Genomic DNA, 17,833 nt, shown 5'->3' with positions numbered 1-17,833 from the left:
TCGTTTCTATTTTCGGGCAAACAAACAGCCCGACTTCGTCGATCAGTCCAGCACGCCGGCCTCGCGCAGGTCCCTGATCCTCTGGGGGGCGTAGTGCAGCACCTGCGTCAGTATCGCGTCGGTATCGCGTCCTAAATGCGGCGGTGCCATCCGCGGTTTTCCAGGTGTCTCGCTCAGCTTGAAGCGGCAGGCCTCCACCACCGCGACGGTCTGGTCGCCCCGCGGCAGCTCCACGAAATGGCCCCAGGCCGCCAATTGCGGGTCGCGCGCCAGATCCGTCGTATCTGCGACGACAGCAGCCGGAACCCGCAGCCCCTGAAGCAGCACCTCAAGATCCCCCGGATCCTGATCACGCGTCCAAGCCGAGATCGAGGCATCGATATCCACCTCGGCGGCCTGCCGCGCGGCTCTGTCCGGCCATGTCGACTCCTCAAGCCCCACCGCAGCCGCCAACGCCCCCCAAACGGCATCATCGGACACAGAGATCGCGATCCACGCGGTCTCACCATGGGCCACGCGACACGGATAGACGTTGTTGGGACAGATCAGCGGGTCACGGTTTGCCCGCGCCACGGGGAGCTGCCCGGTCGCGCTGTACTGCGCAAAGGCCTCGGCGATGAACTGCATACCGGCTTCGGCCTGAGAGACGTCGAGCCAGGCACCCTGCCCGGTTTGCCGACGTCTCTCCAGCGCGGCCAACAGGACGGGCAGCGCCAGACGCGGCGCGACGAAATCGGTATATGGACCGTAGGGTCCGACGGGAGGCACGCCTTCCTGTCCTGCGAGCATTTGCAGACCCGACATGGCCGCCCCGATATTGCCAAAGCCCGCCAGTCGGTGCCACGGTCCGCTCTGCCCCATCAGCGAGGTCGACAACATCACCAGCCCGGGATTTACCTCGGCCAGGACATCATGCGACAGGCCCCAGCGGGCCATCTGTCCGGGCGCAAAGCTCTCGACGAGCACATCCGCCTGCGCAGCAAGGTCGCGCAACACGGCGCGGCCCGCCTCGGAACTCAGGTCCAGCGTCACGCCCAGCTTGCCCGCGTTGCAGTTTTCAAAAAGGCCCGATTTTTCGGGATTTTTCTCGCCGCCCGGATAGGGTCCGGTGACACGCGCGGTTTCCAGTTTCTTGCGACTTTCCACCCGGATCACCCGCGCCCCAAAATCGCTCAGACAACGCCCGATCATCGGCCCGGCGACGACCCAAGACAGATCAAGCACCGTCAGCCCCTCCAGCGGAGTCGCAGCAGCGCCCTTCGCACGGGCCATTGCAGGCGCGAAAGGTACGGCAACCCTCGGGGCGGCGTCCAGCCATTCGGCCTCCGCCGCTGTCCCGCCCGCGCCCTTGGCGGGCGCGGCGCAGGGCACGACGAAGCCTTCGGCAAAACCGCGCGCCAGATCCCCCGGCAGGCGCAACCCGTCGATCACGTGAAAAAAGTTGCGCGCCGCGGCGTGCGGGCTGACATCCAGATCCGCCGTATCCATGATCGGCGCCAGCATCAGACGATGCTCCAGCGCCATCTCCACAGCCCCGGCCTTTGTCATCGGCGCGAGGAAGGCGGCGACCTCGCTGCGGGCCTGTTCAAGTTGCGCCTCGGATATTTCATCGTTCTCGATGAGAGGCGGCAGAGCCACCCAGTCCCATGCCGCGAATTCAGCGGAACAGGCACCGCGCCGGTGCATCAGGGCAAAAAGCGCGTTGGTGAACCGCCCTGCAGCCGGTCCAAGGGCGAGGTGCATCTCTACCAGCCCGTCACGCACCGGCCACTTGGAGCGCTGCGTACGTGAGCCGGAACCGCTCAGATCCAGCTCACGGCGTTTCTTTGACCGGATTTCGGGCCTGAAAACATAGTCAGCATGACCGATCCGCGCGGCAAGACTGAGGCTTAGCGTCGATTGCGTGACCGAGGCCTGAACCGAGGTCACGACCTGCTGCCCCTGCCCCGTGCGACGCCGCGCCTCCAGCGCTATCATCACGCCACAAACACCATCCGCCGCCGCATGGTGCCAGCTCTGCGGCAGGCTGATACGGGTCGGGATACCGGCCTGCGCTTCGGTCGGCTTCAGGGCACCTCCCGCGGCCCAAAGTGTCAGGTCGCTGGACAGATATTCGGCCTTCGGACCGTCGAGGCCATAGGGCGTGATCATCAGGTGAACGAGGCCCGGGTTTCGCTGGTGCAGAGCCTCTGTCTGCAAAAACCCCTCTGAGGCCGTGCCCGCCTCGATCACGACGTCGGCCACCGCCGCCAGCGCCTCCAGCCGAGCGCGCTCAGTCGCGCGGTCCAGTATCAACGACCGTCGGCCAGTACCATAAGCGCGCCAGAACAACGAGTTTCCGTCGCCGTCAAAGGGCGACTGCTGCCGGGCGGCGCTGCCCACCTCCGGTTCGACGACGAGCACATCTGCCCCCATCAGCCCCAGCAGTCGTCCCGCCATCGCGCCGCGATGATCGCTCAGATCGAGAACCCGCAGACCTGCCAGAGCGCCTTTTGCCGCATCCCTTTCCTCAGCCATCTATGAACGCCTCCATCCGCGTCGGCATTGGGTTCAGGATCGCGCCGCCATCCACCGGAATGACGGCACCAGTGATATAGCTCGCCGCCCCCGAACACAGGAACCCGCAGAGCTGCGCCACATCCTCGATCTCTCCCATCCGCCGCAGGGGAACAGAGGCGACTTTGGCCGCGATCGAAGCCGCGTCAGGCGCGAGCCGCTTCATGCCTTCGGTATCCCCGATGGGGCCCGGCAGGACCGAGTTCACGCGAATGCCTTCCGGGCCCCACTCCAGCGCCAGCGTCCGGGTCAGCATGTCCACGCCTGCCTTGGCGGCGCAGACATGGGCTTGCCCGATCATTGCCACCTGCGCCTGCGCGGCAGAGATATTGATGATCGAGGCACCGGGCCTGCGCAGATGCGGATAGGCGGCGTGCATGACGTGATGCGTTCCCAGCACGTCGATCTCCATCACCGCGCGGAAGCCGTTGGTGGAAATGTCGCTTGCGCGGGCCACGAAATTCCCCGCCGCGCCAGAAATCAGCACGTCAATCGGACCAAAGGCTGAAACGGCCTGCGCCATGGCATCGCCAACCGCCTGCGCATTCCGCACGTCCGCCGAGACCCCCTCAGCCTGCGCGCCAATCGCGCGCAGCTCTGCCACGGCACTCTCGACGTTGTCGGCACTGCGCGAAAAGACAAAGATCTGTGCCCCTTCGCGGGCAAACATCCGAGCCACGCCCAGATTGATACCGCTGGTGCCGCCCGAAACGACAACGTGGCGCCCTGCGAAGCGGCTCACCACTGATCCTCCGACGTCAGCACAGCTGTCGCGGCACCTGAGAACATGCCGCCGACCCCGTGCACGACCGAGAGCTTGGCGTCCTTGACCTGCGCAGGTGAGGTTCCGCGCATCTGCCGCACGCCCTCCTGCAGCGCAAACATCCCGTACATGCCCGAATGCATATAGCTGAGCCCGCCGCCGTTGGTGTTCAGTGGCAGCTCCGCCCCCGGACGCGTGCGCCCTTCAGCGATGAAGGCACCGCCCTCGCCCTTGCCGACAAAGCCCAGATCCTCAAGCCCGTAGACCGGCAGATGGGCAAAGGCATCGTAGAGCATCAGGTGATCCACATCGCTGTGGAGGATGCCCGCGCTCTCGAACGCGGCCTTGCCAGAGACGCGGAACGCCTTGGAGGTGGTGAAATCCTCCATCTGCGAGATCATCGGCCCCTCACAGCTTTCGCCGCCCATACCGCGCAGGTAGACGGGCTTGGTCGGGAAGTCCTTTGCCCGCTCGGCGCTGGTCAGGATCAGTGCGCCGCCGCCATCCGAGACGAGGCAGCACATCAGCTTGGTGAAGGGCCAGGCGATCATCTTGGAGGACAAGACGTCATCCAGCGTGAGTGGATCATGGGAGGTCGCACGCGGGTGGAAAGCGGCCCATTCGCGCTGCACCACGGCGACCATCGCCAGCTGCTCGATCGTCAGGCCGTCGTCCTTCATCTTGCGCATCACGGGTAAAGTGAAGCGGGCTGGCGGGAACAGCGGGCCATAGATGGATTCGAATTCCTGCTGCTGCATCGAGGGGAAAAGCGGTCTGTGCGCGCGGTTGTTCGAGCGCCCGCTTTCGCCATGGGTGATCAGCACCGTCTTGCAGAGCCCCGTCGCAATGGCTGCAGCGGCATGGCGCACGTGCAGGATGAAAGAGCATCCCCCCACCGAAGTGCTGTCCAGCCAGGTCGGCGTGATGCCGAGGTATTGCGCGATTTCCGCGGCATCGTGGCCTGCCGTGGCGATACCGTCGATATCCGCGGGGGTCAGTCCGCATTCGGCCATGGCGTTCAGGGCGGCATCGGCATGCAGCCCCGTCTGGCTCAGTTCAGGAACCTTGCCCATGCGCGTGGTTTCCGCGGCGCCGACAATTGCGATTGCTGCCTTGCTCATGCGGCACCTCCTTTCGCCGGCTGGAACTGCGGGATCTTCAGATCGCCCCGTGTCTCGAAGGTCAACTCAAGGGGCATATCCAGCTCCAGATGGTCGGGATCGGGGGGGCAATTCATGATATTGGTCAGCATTTTTACCCCCTCCTCCAGCATGACGACTGCCACCGTGAAGGGCGGCTCGTACCCCGGAGCAGGCAGGTGGCTGATCACAAAGGAATGCAGCGCCCCGCGTCCGCTGGCCTGCATCACCGTCACCTCACGGCTGCCACAGTGCGGGCAGAACGGTCTGGGCGGGAAAAACGGCTTGTTTCCACAGGGGGTGCAGGCGTTCAGCAGCAGTTTGCCCTGCTTCGCCCCCTCCCAGTAGAACTGCGTTTCGGGGTAAATCGTCGGTTGTGTCCTATCGCTCATGTTCATCTCCGTCAGCCGCGGCCCAACAGGGCCAATCCGTTGTTCAGCACCACCACATCACGCTCGACGACCCGCGCTCGGAACGAGACCTTGTCGCCCTCCTCGCGCCACATCTCAGTGCGGATCGTTTCGCCGGGGTAGACCGGCGACGAAAAGCGCAGCTGCAGATGCGTCAGCGCCTGCGCGTCACCGTCAGCCATGGCCTGCGTGATGGACCAGGCCGCCACGCCAAGCGTGCAGAGGCCATGCAGAATGGGTTTTTCAAAGCCGACACTCCGCGCGACATCGGGGTCGGCGTGTAGCGGGTTCATGTCGCCGCTGAGGCGATATGCCAGTGCAGAGCCCGGCTGCGTGCGATGATCGAACGTCACGTCCGGAGGCGTCTCGGGCAAGGTGTGAACGGGCTTCACCGGCCCTTGCGGCCCGCCAAATCCCCCATCCCCGCGCGCGAAGGTCGAGGATGCAACCGTGGCGATCCTGTCGCCGGTTGCCTTGTCGCGCAGCACACGTTCGGAATAGATCAGCGCGCCCTTTTCGGCGCCCTTGTCCACAATACCGGTGATCCGCGTCTGCCCGATCAGCGTGCCCTCGGCAGGCAGTGGCGCATGCAACGTGAGGCTTTGCTCGCCATGCAGGATTTTCTGCCAGTTCAGTCCTGTATCCGGCTCCATTGCCCAAAAACCGGGATAGGCCAGTACGTTGACCATGGCGGGCAGCGCGCAAAACCCCTCCGCACCCTCATATGTCGCACGCAGATGCGCCGGATCGAGCGGATCGGCCCCCAGACCAAGCCCGAGCGCGTAAAGGATGGTATCGCGTACAGAATAGCTGTGCTCCACTGCCGCGAACTCGCGCGCAAGCAATGCCTCATAGGAAATCATGAGCGTAACTCCTCCCAAAGTTAACCGTACTTTATGTATCTAGATTATTGTCTGCAAGCTAATTAAATTGTTTCTCCGACATGGATGCGCAGCAGGCGGCACATCCACGGCATGCGACTTGCCTTCCGGAGGAGCGTTTCATTCTCAAACTCAGCGGCAAAGCGCCCTGCATTTTTGCGTGCCCTAGCTTCAGGGCGAAGCCCCGGCCAAGCCTAGCCGGAGCCAGATCTGGCCGAGCAATCATGCCTTCATAGCCGGAAAAGCCCCAGAGCCTCTACGACCTCGCGCTTGGTTGACTCGGTCCGCGCCCGTGCAATCTCGGTGCCATTGCGGATCACGTCGACGATATAGGCAGGATCCTTCGACAGGGCGGCGCGCCGCGCTCGGATGGGTGCGATGAGGCCTTGCAAGATCTCCTCCAGACGGGCCTTGATCTGTCCATCCCCGACCCCGCCCCGCTGGTACTGCGCCTTGAGCTCGGCCAGGCCCGCCTCGTCTGGATCAAAGGCATCGAGATAGGTAAACACAACATTTCCTTCGACCTGCCCCGGGTCCTGCACGCGCAGATGCTTCGGATCTGTAAACATCGCCCTGACGGCGGCGCGGATGGCGTCGGACGACGCCGATAGAGCAATCGCATTGCCCCCCGACTTGGACATCTTGGCCTTGCCGTCGACCCCGGGCAGACGACCAGATTTGGGAATGACAGCGCGGGCTTCGGGCAGGATATCGACACCCGCAGTCGCGTTGATGCGCCGCACGATTTCATTGGTCTGTTCGATCAGGGGCGCCTGATCCTCGCCAACCGGCACCACCGTCGCCTTGAAGGCCGTGATATCCGCCGCCTGCGCCGCCGGATAACACAGGAAGCCCGCCGGGATATCCCGCCCGAAACCGCGCGCCCGGATCTCGTCCTTGATGGTCGGATTACGCTCCAGGCGCGAGACGGTGACGAAATTCAGATAGAGCATCGACAGCTCGGCCAACGCCGGCAGATGCGATTGCAGGCAGATCGTTGTGCGCGCCGGGTCGATACCGACCGCGAGGTAGTCCAGAGCCACCTCAAGGACGCTGCGGCGGACCTTGGCCGGATCATGGGCGTTGTCGGTCAGCGCCTGCGTATCCGCCAATAGCAGGAACTGGTCATGATCGTCCTGACAGCGCAGACGGTTTTGCAACGACCCTGCGTAGTGGCCGATGTGAAGCGGACCGGTGGTGCGATCTCCGGTGAGAATGACGGGTTTGTTCATATGCTTGTCCTCGTGAGATGAGAGACGCCGCATGGGGAGCGAGGAAAACAAGAAAGGCCGCCCAAGCGGCGGCCTCGAAATAAGTGGAAATATCCGGCCGCCTTATGAGGTGACCAGCCACCAAAGTTGCGCTGCGAGCATCATGTTTTCCATCCGAATGGATCTATCGGGCAGAGACACACCCGTCAATTCATTCCAGACGCCACCTCTGAGGCCGCTAAGTATGCGCTCTGAAACAGCATCTCCGCAGGGTGCCTCTCCGGAGCGGAACCATAGCCCGAGCGCCCCAGGTCTCAGGCGCGACGCCTGCTCTATTGCGCGTTAAGCAAGATTGCGCCGAATCCCCGAAAGCCATTTCACACCAGAGCGTTATGTGACAATTCCACAGATCCGCCCGCCGCTCAGGAGGGCCGCAATCGGTGGATCATGCTCAGATTTTTCTTCGCCTTCCTTGTTACGCTGCTGCCGCTCGTCGCCAGCGCGCAGACCGTCAAACTTACGGGCTCCGGCATCTGCCACGATGTCGCGTCCCCATGGTACGAGCGGACGCGCACATTTGACCCCATGCCCGACATGGCCACCTGCCTGAAGAGCGGTCGGGCCTATTCCGGCTACGCCCCGAAAGCCGCAGCGAAGACGACCCCCGACTATGACCGTTCCCTTTATGGGGGCTGGAGCGACGCAGACTCGGACTGTCAGAACACCCGACAGGAATTGCTTGCCGAGCTTTCCACCACCCCCGTCACCTGGAACAAGGCCGGCTGCACGGTGCTGCGTGGCAGGTGGCTGGATCCTTACACAGGCCAGATCTTTCTGGACGCATCGGATCTGGACATCGACCATGTCGTGCCACTAGCCTATGCTCATGAACGCGGTGCCGCCACCTGGACGCGCGACAAGCGCATCGCCTTTGCCAATGATCGTCGCAACCTGTTCGCGGTCAAGGCGTCTGAAAACCGCAGCAAAGGCGCGCAGGGACCGGCGGAATGGTTGCCCTCAGATAGCGGATTCCAATGTCAGTACATGCTTAGGTTCGACCGCATCATGAAGCTCTACGGCCTCAGCTACGGGGAGTTTGAGGGCGCACGGATCACCCGTTTACGAGAGGCGAATTGCTCTGGCGGGACGGGCTGACCCACTCTAATTTTGGTCTTCAATGGGGCGCTGCGGTTATTCCCGGCCTGAAGCTCCAAGCGGGAGTGGATCATCGAGCAAAGTCAGCGTCGCATATGTCGCGGCAGTGCTGATCCGACGGGAGCGCCCCCCCCCGGCAAAGGCGGTCCTTCTCCAGGCGCAAGACCAGGGGTTAGCAGGCCGCCACTCACCTCGGCTCCTCTGAAAATCGCGCCTCGTAGCGCCCGCGCCAGATCCCCCCCAGACTCCGCAGCGCGCGCACCATGCCTTGTTTGTTGTGCTCTGCCGCTGCGGTCAGGAATGGCCCCAGCTGCCCAGAGCGCTTGAGCATCATGCCGATTTCGGAATGCTTGGCATCCGGAAAGACGAAATGATCGAGATTGTCCTGCACCGGAAATGCGCGCATATGCGCTATGTCATCGCCAAGCCCGTGCACCACGACAAGGCGCCCCTGATCAGACAGCGGCAGAACTGAGGGGTAGTCGGGCGCAATGACCTTGCCGGTCCAATGACGCCAACGCCGTTCGCCCGGTATCAGATCGCGCAAGATAGAAAACTGAGGCGAAAGAGCGATCGCCGTGTCCACCGGAAACAACCGGGACGCCACCAATGCCGAGAAGCCTCCCATGCTCAATCCCAGTGTCGTCACACGGGTAATCCCCTCCGCCGCGATCACACTGCCGACGACACGCGCAACCGTCTCTCGCAAATGGGCGTTGTTCATCCAGGATCGCGTCATGTCGCTCACGAATAGCGCCGAGGTTTGCGGCATTTTTGCGATGGTACCCACGAATTCATCGGGCGGCATCAGATGCCAGCCTTTGCCGACACTGGCGAAGCAGACCACAAGATGCGGCCCCTCACGACGCAGCGCATTGATCCGCAAAATGGCGTCTTCCGCCAGAGTCTCGATCGCAATCCGATCAGCCGACATGGCTAGACCCGCCGCGCCGAACACAGTGCCGATACCCTCTTGTACGTGGCCGTTCGCCGGTCTTGTGTGAGCAACTCCATCCGGGCCGTATCCAGAATTGCATCTAGCTTGTTTTTGCCACCGAACTCGTAATCGAACGGCAGTGCATGAAGCGCTGGATTGTTCAAAAGCAGAATGTCATTCACCGCATGCCCTGCACGCCTGTAGGAATCATCTATCGACAGGCTCAGTTCGATATTCCGTCGACTGTTGAAGGGTGACATGAAAAAACTGCGATGCAATGCAGGGAATGTCAGCCCCAAGGTCGAGCTGTAATAGATCTCCAGAAACATGAAATCGACGGATTTGTGACGCGCGGTGTCTGGAAGGCTCTCGTACCAATCCTGATAAAGGGGCAGATATTTCCGATAGACAGTCCCGTTGAAATCACGTGGCGGCACGATCAGAAGCCGCTTGATCTGCCATCGAAAATCTTCACGTCCCTGTTTGCCAAGCTTGTCGATGAAAACCGCACGCAGCAGATCCGTCTGATGGCCACGCATGACGACACCACCGTCCGTAAGGCCCTGATCAAGACCTGCTGCAATCTCGCGGTTCTGCGGCGCAACCACACCCGCCGCCACCTCAAATTCCATCTGACTATGCTCGACCTGAGCCGCGTCCACCTTGACGCTGCGCTTGTCGAACACAGAGTGCTTTAGCTGCAGAGACCGCGCAATCTCACCCGCGATTGCCGTATCAATGCGGCTGGCATAATTATGAATATGTGTGAAGAACTGGTCGAATGCGTGTATCTCATCGCCCGCCATGGCCGCCAGCAATCGACTGTCCTGCCCGCCCGACAATGGCAATGCAGTTGTGTAGCGGGCATTCACAGCGCCTACGACATGCTTGGTATTGGCTGCAAGCTCTGAATAGACTGCCATGAGGTCGCTATCACGGGAGGTGAAAGTCTCTTCTTTCGGCCAGAAACGATGCTCTTCAAATGTTGCCAGATCGATATAGCAATTTGGATTGCAGCGCCGCACCTGCGCATCCTGTGTGTGAAAGAGGCTGAATTTACCTTTGCCGCCAGCCACCATGTCATGGTCAAAAAGGCCGTTCGGCTCCATGGGCCGGTTCAGACACAAGAGCGTGCTTGAAGCAATGCGCCGAGATTGACGATCATAGACCACGCCATTCATGCCAACCGGGTCGCAATAGAGCCGGGACTGTCCCTGCACATTTAGAAGTATCGTATAGCGACCGGCCAAGGGCTTTAGCCAAATTTCGAAGATGTCAAAAAAATCCGCAGCCTCACTGTCGAGCTCAGCGACCTGAAACTGCCAGTCCTCCTCCATGCCACCCACAAATCCGGAAGGTGAAACCGCGATGCCAAGAACGAGGCCAAGAACGACACCTGCGCGATCTTTGAGGAGTGTAACGGGCAGCTGAGCGCCGACAGCCACGTCCCAATCACCGACCCTGTGGCGGGCCATCGGAAGCTCCTCTTCGATAGATTTGCCAATCAGATACTGCCACCTGAACAGTTTATTGAAGTCCAGATTGCGGTCCCGACACGCCTTGAGCGCAGCATTGGTCATTTTGTCTTCTACCCGTATCCTCTCGGCAGGCATCATCCGTACCACTGTCAAAAAGCACTATAAAACAAACCAGTGCGCACTATCCTGCAAGTGCATCTGCCGTTGGTGAATCCTATTCACCAACACAGAGCCAAACAGCACATTCGACACCGTGTCCGAATAGAAAACACGTCAAATGTTATATTGCAGGTTAAAATTGTCGATAAATCCCAACTGCTGACGTCCCGACACGTCGATTTGACACCAAGATCACGCGTTGCCTCGCGCAAGATTGCAGAAACGGACGAGCAATCTTCAGACCGAAGTTTTCAGCACGCAGCGCAAAATTCGATCGCCTTTTTTCCTGAAAAGTCGGGCTAGCCAGCCAAATCGGGGGGGGCATCGCTGCAAAGGAGATGGGCTTAGAAGATTTCCCACCATTGATCGGACTGGATGGCGACACTGCACCAAATCTTGAGCCTTGGATCCTGGTCTCGATCCGTTTGCACCAAGCCTGTCGCAGGCGGCCTGCACCGCCTACACTCAAATCGACGGAGCAGCGGCGAAATGCCTCACACGGCCCACAGCGAAGGGATGCGAGCGGCGGGTTTTAAGCGCAAGACACACTGAAACTCGCCCTTTGCTCGAAATTACGCTAAGTTCACGTAGTCAGATGTGCATGGTCGGCCCCTGAGACCCTCCTTGGCCCGGCCTTGCAAATCGTTCAGATCGTCATCGAAAGGCTCGAGCGCGCCTGCGAAGGCGATCACACTTTCAACCTGTCGCAAAGTCACCCATTGCAAGTCGAAACATGTAAAAGTTGAAGGGTCCAATCCGCAGTCTTAAACGCGGTCGACAAAAAACATATTCAACTTTTGGGAGAATGTTTATGAAAATCACAACGTTACTTGCATCTTCCGTGCTGGCGCTCAGCCTGGCATGGCAGGCACAGGCGGCCAATGTCCCCGAGGGCGTCACCCTCGCCCAAAACCAGACCTACACCTTCTGGCTGCTCGATGCGATCAAGTCGATGGATCCGCAACTGAACACCGATGTTGAAGGCTCTGACGTTCTTCGCAACCTGTTTGAAGGCCTCTACAACGAAGACTCCAAGGGTGGCCTGGTCCCCGGCGTCGCGCTGAGCCACGATGTCTCCGAGGACGGCAAGACCTATACCTTCCAGCTGCGCGACGACGCCAAGTGGTCGAACGGCGAGCCTGTGACCGCGAATGATTTCGTCTACGCTTGGCGCCGTCTGGCCGATCCGAAGACCGCCTCCGAATACGCCTGGTACATCGAGCTGATGCAGGTCGAAAATGCGGCCGACGTGATTGCCGGCAAGATGGCCCCCGACCAGCTGGGCGTGACCGCGCTTGATGACCACACGCTTGAGGTCAAGATCGCCGCACCCATGCCGTATTTCCCGCAGATGCTGGTGCATACCTCGACCTTCCCGGTCCCGCAAAAGGTGATCGAAGCGAATGGAGATAACTGGACCCGCGCCGGTACCCTCGTCGGAAACGGCGCCTATACGCTGACAGAGCACACGCTTGGCGAACGCGTCGTCATGACGAAGAACGACACCTACTGGGACGCCGAGCACACCGTTCTCGACACCCTGATCGCGCTGACCATCAACGACGTCAACCAGGGCCTGACACGCTACATGGCCGGCGAGCTTGACCGCGTTGACATGCCCGCGGGCCAGTACCCGCGCATGGAAAAGGAATACCCCGACCAAGCGATCTCCGTTCCCTACAACTGTTCCTACATCTACATGCTGAACGTCGGCCCCAAAGGCCCAGAGGCGCTCAAGGATGCACGGGTGCGCAAGGCGCTGAGCTATGCCATTGACCGTGACGTCATCGTCGATCGCATTCTGCAAGGTGGCCAGCATGCGGCCTATAACTGGACCCATTGGGCGACCGCTGGCTTCGAGATCCCCGACATCGAATATGCCGACTGGACGCAAGCCGAGCGCGTCGAGAAAGCCAAGGAACTGCTGGCCGAGGCCGGGTATGGTCCCGATCATCCTCTGACACTGCGCCTGCAGTACAATACCTCCGAGGATCACAAGAAGATCGCCATCGCCGCGTCGCAGATGCTCAAGCAGATCGGCGTGACCCTGACGCTGGATAACTACGAGTGGAAGGTGCACACCGACCGCATGCAGAACCAGGACTTCGACATGGCCCGGTACGCATGGTGCGGCGATTACAACGAAGCCTCGACCTACCTCGATCTGATGGCCTCCTATTCGGGTCACAACAACGGCCAGTTCTACAATGACGCCTATGATGCCGTCATCAAGCAGTCGAAGACCGCCGAAGACCCGCTGCCGCTGTATCAGGAAGCCGAGCTCATTCTGGCCGATCAGATGCCGATCATCCCGATCTACCATTATGCCAAGGTCTTCATGCTGAAAGAAGACATCAAAGGCTGGCCAGTCGATAACCTGAACCAGAGCTGGTACGGCAAAGACCTCTATCGCGTCGCCGAGTAACACTCGACGCAGGGCCGGGACGCCATTCAACCCGGCCCTGCAACCTTCTGTCACAGATTTCCTGGGGGCTGACGCGTGTTCAGTTACATTCTCAAACGCCTCGCAATCGCGGTCCCGACCCTGCTTGTGTTGATCGTGATCTCTTTCGTGCTGATGCACTCCGCCCCCGGCGGTCCGTTCACAGCCGAACGGAAACTGCCGCCTGAGGTCCTCGCCAACCTCAATGCCAAGTACGGTCTGGACGATCCGCTGTGGAAGCAGATCGGCACCTACGTCTGGGGCATCGTCAGCGATTTCGACTTCGGGCCGAGCTTTATCTACAAGGACCGCACGGTGAACGAGATCATCGCGCAGGGCTTTCCGATCACGCTGACCTATGGCCTGCTGTCCTTTGTCGTGGCTGTGGTCGTGGGCGTATCGCTGGGGGTGGCTGCAGCCGTGCGGCACAACACGCTGCTTGATTATATCGCCGTGGGTGTGTCGATCGGCGCGCAGGTGCTGCCGAACTTCGTCATGGCCCCGGTTCTGGTGCTTGTTTTCACGTTGTGGCTCGGCTGGTTGCCCGGTGGTGGCTGGCAGGGACCGGAATACTGGATCATGCCGGTGATCGCGCTCTCGACCTCCTTCATGGCCTCCATTGCCCGGATCACGCGGTCCTCGATGCTGGAGGTGCTGACCTCGAACCACATCCGCACCGCGCGCGCCAAGGGCCTGCCGGAGCGCCGGGTGATCCTGCGTCACGCGCTGAAACCCGCGCTGCTGCCGGTGATTTCCTACCTCGGCCCGGCCTTCGTGGCGATGATCACCGGCTCGGTGGTGGTCGACATCTACTTTTCGACTGGCGGCATCGGCAAGGCCTTCGTCGATAGTGCGCTGAACCGCGATTATGCCGTCATGATGGGGGTCACGATCCTTGTCGGCGCGCTCACCATCTTCTTCAACCTCGTGGTCGATATCCTTTACGGGTGGATAGACCCCAAGATCCGGTACTGACATGGTGTCCACGACTGAAAACACTGTCGCAGCGCAGGCTCTGCCGGCCAAGGGGCGCTCTCCCTGGGCCGATGCGCGCCGTCGCTTTTTCCGCAACAAGGCGGCGATGATGGGTCTGGTGATCCTGATCGGCGTCGCTCTTTTCGCGATCTTCGGCAACTACGCCGCCCAGTGGTCGAACGAGGAGCTGGACTATAACGTCATGGGTCAGGTGGCTGAGCTCGGCGGGCCGTCGCTGGCAAACGGGCACTACTTCGGCACCGATGATCTGGGCCGGGACCTGTTCGCGCGCACCGTACAGGGCACGCAGATCAGTCTCGCCGTGGGTGTCGTTGGCGCGCTGATCGCCTGTATCGTTGGCACCCTCTACGGCGCGACGGCGGGCTATGTCGGCGGGCGGATCGATGGGCTGATGATGCGCCTCGTCGATATCCTGATGGCCGTCCCCTACATGTTCGTGCTGATCCTGCTGCTGGTGATGTACGGTCGCTCGATCACCATCCTGTTTGTCGGCATCGGTCTGATTTCGTGGATGGAGATGTCGCGCATCGTGCGCGGCCAAACCCTCAGCCTGAAGGGCCGGGAGTATGTCGAGGCGGCACGCGCCACCGGAGTCTCCGCCCCGGTCATCATCCTGCGCCACATCGTGCCGAACCTGCTGGGCGTGATCGCTGTCTATATCACCCTGCTGGTGCCGCTGATGGTGCTGACCGAAAGCTTCATCTCGTTCCTCGGCCTCGGCGTGCAGGAACCCATGACCTCGCTCGGCGCGCTGATCTCCGAAGGCGCGGGAACGATTGCCTATGGCACCACCTGGCAGCTGGGCTTTCCGCTGCTGTTCTTCTGCCTCACTCTGTTCGGCTTCTTCTTCGTGGGCGATGGCCTGCGTGATGCACTCGACCCCAAGGATCGCTGATGTCCCTTTTGCAGATCAAGGACCTGTCCGTTACCTTTGAAGGTGATGATGGTCCGGTTCACGCCGTCAACAACCTGTCGCTGTCCATCGACAAGGGCCAGACCCTTGGCATCGTGGGCGAAAGCGGCTCGGGCAAATCCCAGACCGCGTTTTCCATCATGGGGCTGCTGGCGAAGAACGGGCGCACCAGTGGCTCCGTCCTGTTCGATGGCCAGGAGATCCTCGGCGCACCGGCGAAGGTTCTGAACAAGATCCGGGCCGAGCGTATCGCGATGATCTTTCAGGATCCGATGACCTCGCTGAACCCCTACATGCGGATCTCCGACCAGATGACCGAAGTGCTGACCCTGCACCACGGCATGTCCAAGCGCGACGCGCTGGTCGAATGCACCCGGATGCTGGACGCGGTCAAGATCCCCGCCGCGAAGGAGCGTATCCGCCTCTATCCGCATGAGTTTTCCGGTGGCATGCGGCAACGGGTGATGATCGCCATGTCGCTGCTGTGCAAACCCGACCTGCTGATAGCGGACGAGCCGACGACCGCTCTCGACGTCACCGTTCAGGCGCAGATCATGGGCCTGCTGTCTGAGTTGCAGCGCGATTTCGGCATGGCGACGATCCTGATCACCCATGACCTCGGCGTCGTGGCCGGGTTCTGTGAACGGGTGCTGGTGATGTATGGCGGCCGCGTGATGGAAGAGGCTCCGACCGATCCGCTGTTTGCCACCCCCAGCCATCCCTACACCCGTGGCCTGCTGGCGGCAGTGCCCCGCGTCGATGACGAGGATGCGGTGATGAAGGCGATCCCGGGCAATCCGCCCAACATGTCCGATCCGCCCGAGGGCTGCCCCTTTCGCCCCCGTTGCACCTATGCCGTTGACAGCTGCCACACGATGCCGCCGCTCGAACCCTTCGCGGAGAACCGTGCACGCGCCTGTCGCCGCCCGATCGAGGAGCTTTCCGCATGAGCCCCCTTCTCTGTGTCCGCGACCTCAGCGTGACCTTCGACATCACCCGCGCCGGCGACATGCCCTGGACCGCGCCGCGCCAGTTGCATGCCGTCAAGGACGTCAGCTTTGATCTGGAGGCTGGCCAGACCCTGGGTGTCGTCGGAGAATCCGGCTCGGGCAAGTCGACGATGGCACGCGGCCTGATCCAGATGGTGCCCGCCAAGGGCAGCGTCATGTGGCGCGGCGAGACGAACCTGCTGTCGCTCTCGCCACGTCGGATGAAGCCATACCGCTCTGAAATCCAGATGGTGTTTCAGGACCCCCTCGCCTCGCTGAACCCGCGCATGACCTTGGGCCAGATCATCTCGGAGCCGCTGCGCACGCATCACCCCGAAGTCTCTGCTTCCGAGCGGCGCAAGCGCGTCGCCCAGATGATGGAGCGGGTTGGCCTGCTGCCGCAGATGATTAACCGCTATCCGCATGAGTTCTCTGGTGGCCAGTGTCAGCGTATCGGTATCGCCCGCGCCCTGATCGTCGAACCGAAGCTGCTGATCTGCGACGAGCCTGTCTCGGCGCTGGACGTGTCGATCCAGGCGCAGGTCATCGAGCTGCTGAAGGAGCTGCAGCGCGACCTCGGACTGGCGATGATCTTCATCGCCCATGACCTGAGCGTGGTGAAGAACATTTCCCATGATGTCATGGTGTTGTACCTCGGGCGCGTGATGGAAAACGCCCCCAAGAGCGCGCTCTACGCCGCGCCTCAGCATCCCTACACGCAGGCCCTGCTGTCTGCCGTTCCCCTGCCCGACCCGGCGGCTGAACGTGCCAAGAAGATGATCCCGCTGATTGGCGACCTCCCCTCGCCCATGGCGCCCCCCTCGGGCTGCGTGTTCCGTACCCGCTGTGTCCGGGCCGCCGATGATTGCGCGCGGATCCTGCCATTGCCCAAGGACCCGGTGCACCGCGTCGCCTGCCTGCATCCCGGGCCTGTGCGTGCCAGTGAACTGACCTGACATCCCGAAGCCGGTAAAGCGCCACGATCTCGGTGCGCTATGCCTCTGCTCAGGACGGAACCTAGCCGCGCTCTTCGCCTCTGGAGAGCGCGGCCTTCCGAATGCACCGCCTCAAAGCACTGAAAAATCGCCGCACAAGCCATATCGGTCACTTCTGGGCCTGCCAATCCGCGTCACATGGCGTATTGCGGCGTAAACCTATGGAGGGTCCAAGATGAACGTCTCAAAGAGCATTGCTGAACTGGTTGCCGCGGCGCAGGCAAACGCCAAGGCACCCCAAGATCGTATTTCAGAGCTTTCCCACGCAACCACCGGCCCCGAGGCCGAGCAACTGCGTGCGGCGACCGTCGAGCTTGAGAAGATCTCGGTCGACATTTACTCGGTCTTTGAAGCGCGCATGCAGCACCACTTCAAAAGGGGCCCATTCTCCCGCAAGCTGCAATCCCTGCTTGTCGCGGGCGGTGAAACGGACCTCGCCGAGCGGATCCGGCAGTACTATCTCGCGATCAACGTACTGAAACACGGCAAGGGCGACAGCTACCGTGAACTCGCCAAAGAACAGGACGCCCTTGTTCTTCTCAGGCCCGCTCAGGACATGATAGAAGATGACACGACCCGCGCGGTTGGTCTGGTGGACGTCACGGACGAAGGCTTCTTTGACGGGCTCACCGCAGCGATCCTTGAGGCATATCGGTTTCTTGAGCAAAAGTAGCTAACTACGCAGCAGCTCTCCACCACGTTGAGGAAACCGGCGCGAGGGGCTGACGCGAGGGAGCGACGGTTTTGCCTGAGCAATCCGGCAGACGTAATTCGCGGCATCGGGTAAGCCGTACAGATCGGTATACCT

Annotated in this window: 15 protein-coding genes; 7 read left to right on the top strand and 8 right to left on the bottom strand. The window is 61.3% G+C overall.

The annotated features are described in order from the left end of the window. Positions 1-42: 42 nt before the first annotated feature. The 6 genes from F3W81_RS00190 to trpS form a co-directional block, all read right to left on the bottom strand. A complete protein-coding gene (locus F3W81_RS00190; protein ID WP_193081534.1) occupies positions 43-2,517 on the bottom strand; it encodes a CaiB/BaiF CoA-transferase family protein in 2,475 nt (824 codons plus the stop codon). Next, positions 2,510-3,298 carry an SDR family oxidoreductase gene (locus F3W81_RS00185; protein ID WP_226941774.1) on the bottom strand — a complete coding sequence of 263 codons (789 nt, stop codon included), beginning with the start codon at positions 3,296-3,298 and terminating at the stop codon, positions 2,510-2,512. The genes F3W81_RS00190 and F3W81_RS00185 overlap by 8 nt, the downstream gene beginning before the upstream one ends. Continuing rightward, positions 3,295-4,440 carry a thiolase C-terminal domain-containing protein gene (locus tag F3W81_RS00180; protein ID WP_193081530.1) on the bottom strand — a complete coding sequence of 382 codons (1,146 nt, stop codon included), beginning with the start codon at positions 4,438-4,440 and terminating at the stop codon, positions 3,295-3,297. Before F3W81_RS00180 ends, F3W81_RS00185 begins: the two co-directional genes overlap by 4 nt. Beyond that, on the bottom strand, positions 4,437-4,850 hold the full coding sequence (locus tag F3W81_RS00175) for a Zn-ribbon domain-containing OB-fold protein (RefSeq protein ID WP_226941773.1): 414 nt from the start codon (positions 4,848-4,850) through the stop codon (positions 4,437-4,439). The genes F3W81_RS00180 and F3W81_RS00175 overlap by 4 nt, the downstream gene beginning before the upstream one ends. A gap of 11 nt (positions 4,851-4,861) precedes the next feature. Continuing rightward, on the bottom strand, positions 4,862-5,731 hold the full coding sequence (locus F3W81_RS00170; RefSeq protein WP_193081526.1) for a MaoC/PaaZ C-terminal domain-containing protein: 870 nt from the start codon (positions 5,729-5,731) through the stop codon (positions 4,862-4,864). A 248-nt stretch (positions 5,732-5,979) separates the two neighbouring features. Next, a complete protein-coding gene (gene trpS, locus F3W81_RS00165) occupies positions 5,980-6,981 on the bottom strand; it encodes a tryptophan--tRNA ligase (protein WP_193081524.1) in 1,002 nt (333 codons plus the stop codon). Positions 6,982-7,407: 426 nt separating this feature from the next. Here trpS and F3W81_RS00160 point away from each other — a divergent pair, with 426 nt between their 5' ends. After that, complete coding sequence (locus tag F3W81_RS00160; protein WP_193081522.1) at positions 7,408-8,115, top strand: HNH endonuclease family protein; 708 nt, start codon at positions 7,408-7,410, stop codon at positions 8,113-8,115. A gap of 187 nt (positions 8,116-8,302) precedes the next feature. Here F3W81_RS00160 and F3W81_RS00155 read toward each other — a convergent pair whose 3' ends face one another. Then, a complete protein-coding gene (locus F3W81_RS00155) occupies positions 8,303-9,049 on the bottom strand; it encodes an alpha/beta fold hydrolase (protein ID WP_193081520.1) in 747 nt (248 codons plus the stop codon). Positions 9,050-9,051: 2 nt separating this feature from the next. After that, complete coding sequence (locus F3W81_RS00150) at positions 9,052-10,632, bottom strand: adenine nucleotide alpha hydrolase family protein (protein WP_193081518.1); 1,581 nt, start codon at positions 10,630-10,632, stop codon at positions 9,052-9,054. Positions 10,633-11,500: 868 nt separating this feature from the next. Here F3W81_RS00150 and F3W81_RS00145 point away from each other — a divergent pair. The 6 genes from F3W81_RS00145 (at position 11,501) to F3W81_RS00120 (ending at position 17,698) form a co-directional block, all read left to right on the top strand. Continuing rightward, complete coding sequence (locus tag F3W81_RS00145) at positions 11,501-13,114, top strand: peptide ABC transporter substrate-binding protein (protein WP_193081516.1); 1,614 nt, start codon at positions 11,501-11,503, stop codon at positions 13,112-13,114. A 75-nt stretch (positions 13,115-13,189) separates the two neighbouring features. After that, entirely contained in the window at positions 13,190-14,107 is a 918-nt protein-coding gene (oppB, locus tag F3W81_RS00140; RefSeq protein WP_193081515.1) for an oligopeptide ABC transporter permease OppB, read from the top strand. 1 nt (position 14,108) lies between these two features. After that, the gene (locus tag F3W81_RS00135) at positions 14,109-15,023 is read left to right on the top strand and encodes an ABC transporter permease subunit (RefSeq protein ID WP_193081513.1); all 915 of its coding nucleotides are present in this window, start codon (positions 14,109-14,111) and stop codon (positions 15,021-15,023) included. Further along, complete coding sequence (locus F3W81_RS00130) at positions 15,023-15,991, top strand: oligopeptide/dipeptide ABC transporter ATP-binding protein (protein WP_193081511.1); 969 nt, start codon at positions 15,023-15,025, stop codon at positions 15,989-15,991. The genes F3W81_RS00135 and F3W81_RS00130 overlap by 1 nt, the downstream gene beginning before the upstream one ends. Beyond that, entirely contained in the window at positions 15,988-16,986 is a 999-nt protein-coding gene (locus F3W81_RS00125) for an oligopeptide/dipeptide ABC transporter ATP-binding protein (protein ID WP_193081509.1), read from the top strand. Before F3W81_RS00130 ends, F3W81_RS00125 begins: the two co-directional genes overlap by 4 nt. Positions 16,987-17,200: 214 nt before the next feature. Continuing rightward, entirely contained in the window at positions 17,201-17,698 is a 498-nt protein-coding gene (locus F3W81_RS00120; RefSeq protein WP_193081508.1) for a hypothetical protein, read from the top strand. The last annotated feature ends 135 nt before the right edge of the window (positions 17,699-17,833 follow it).

Origin of the sequence: Pseudooceanicola spongiae (assembly GCF_014899185.1) — a bacterium.
Taxonomy (GTDB): Bacteria; Pseudomonadota; Alphaproteobacteria; order Rhodobacterales; family Rhodobacteraceae; genus Pseudooceanicola; species Pseudooceanicola spongiae.
Note: the sequence above shows the minus strand (reverse complement) of the source record. Positions and strands in the feature narration are given on the sequence as shown.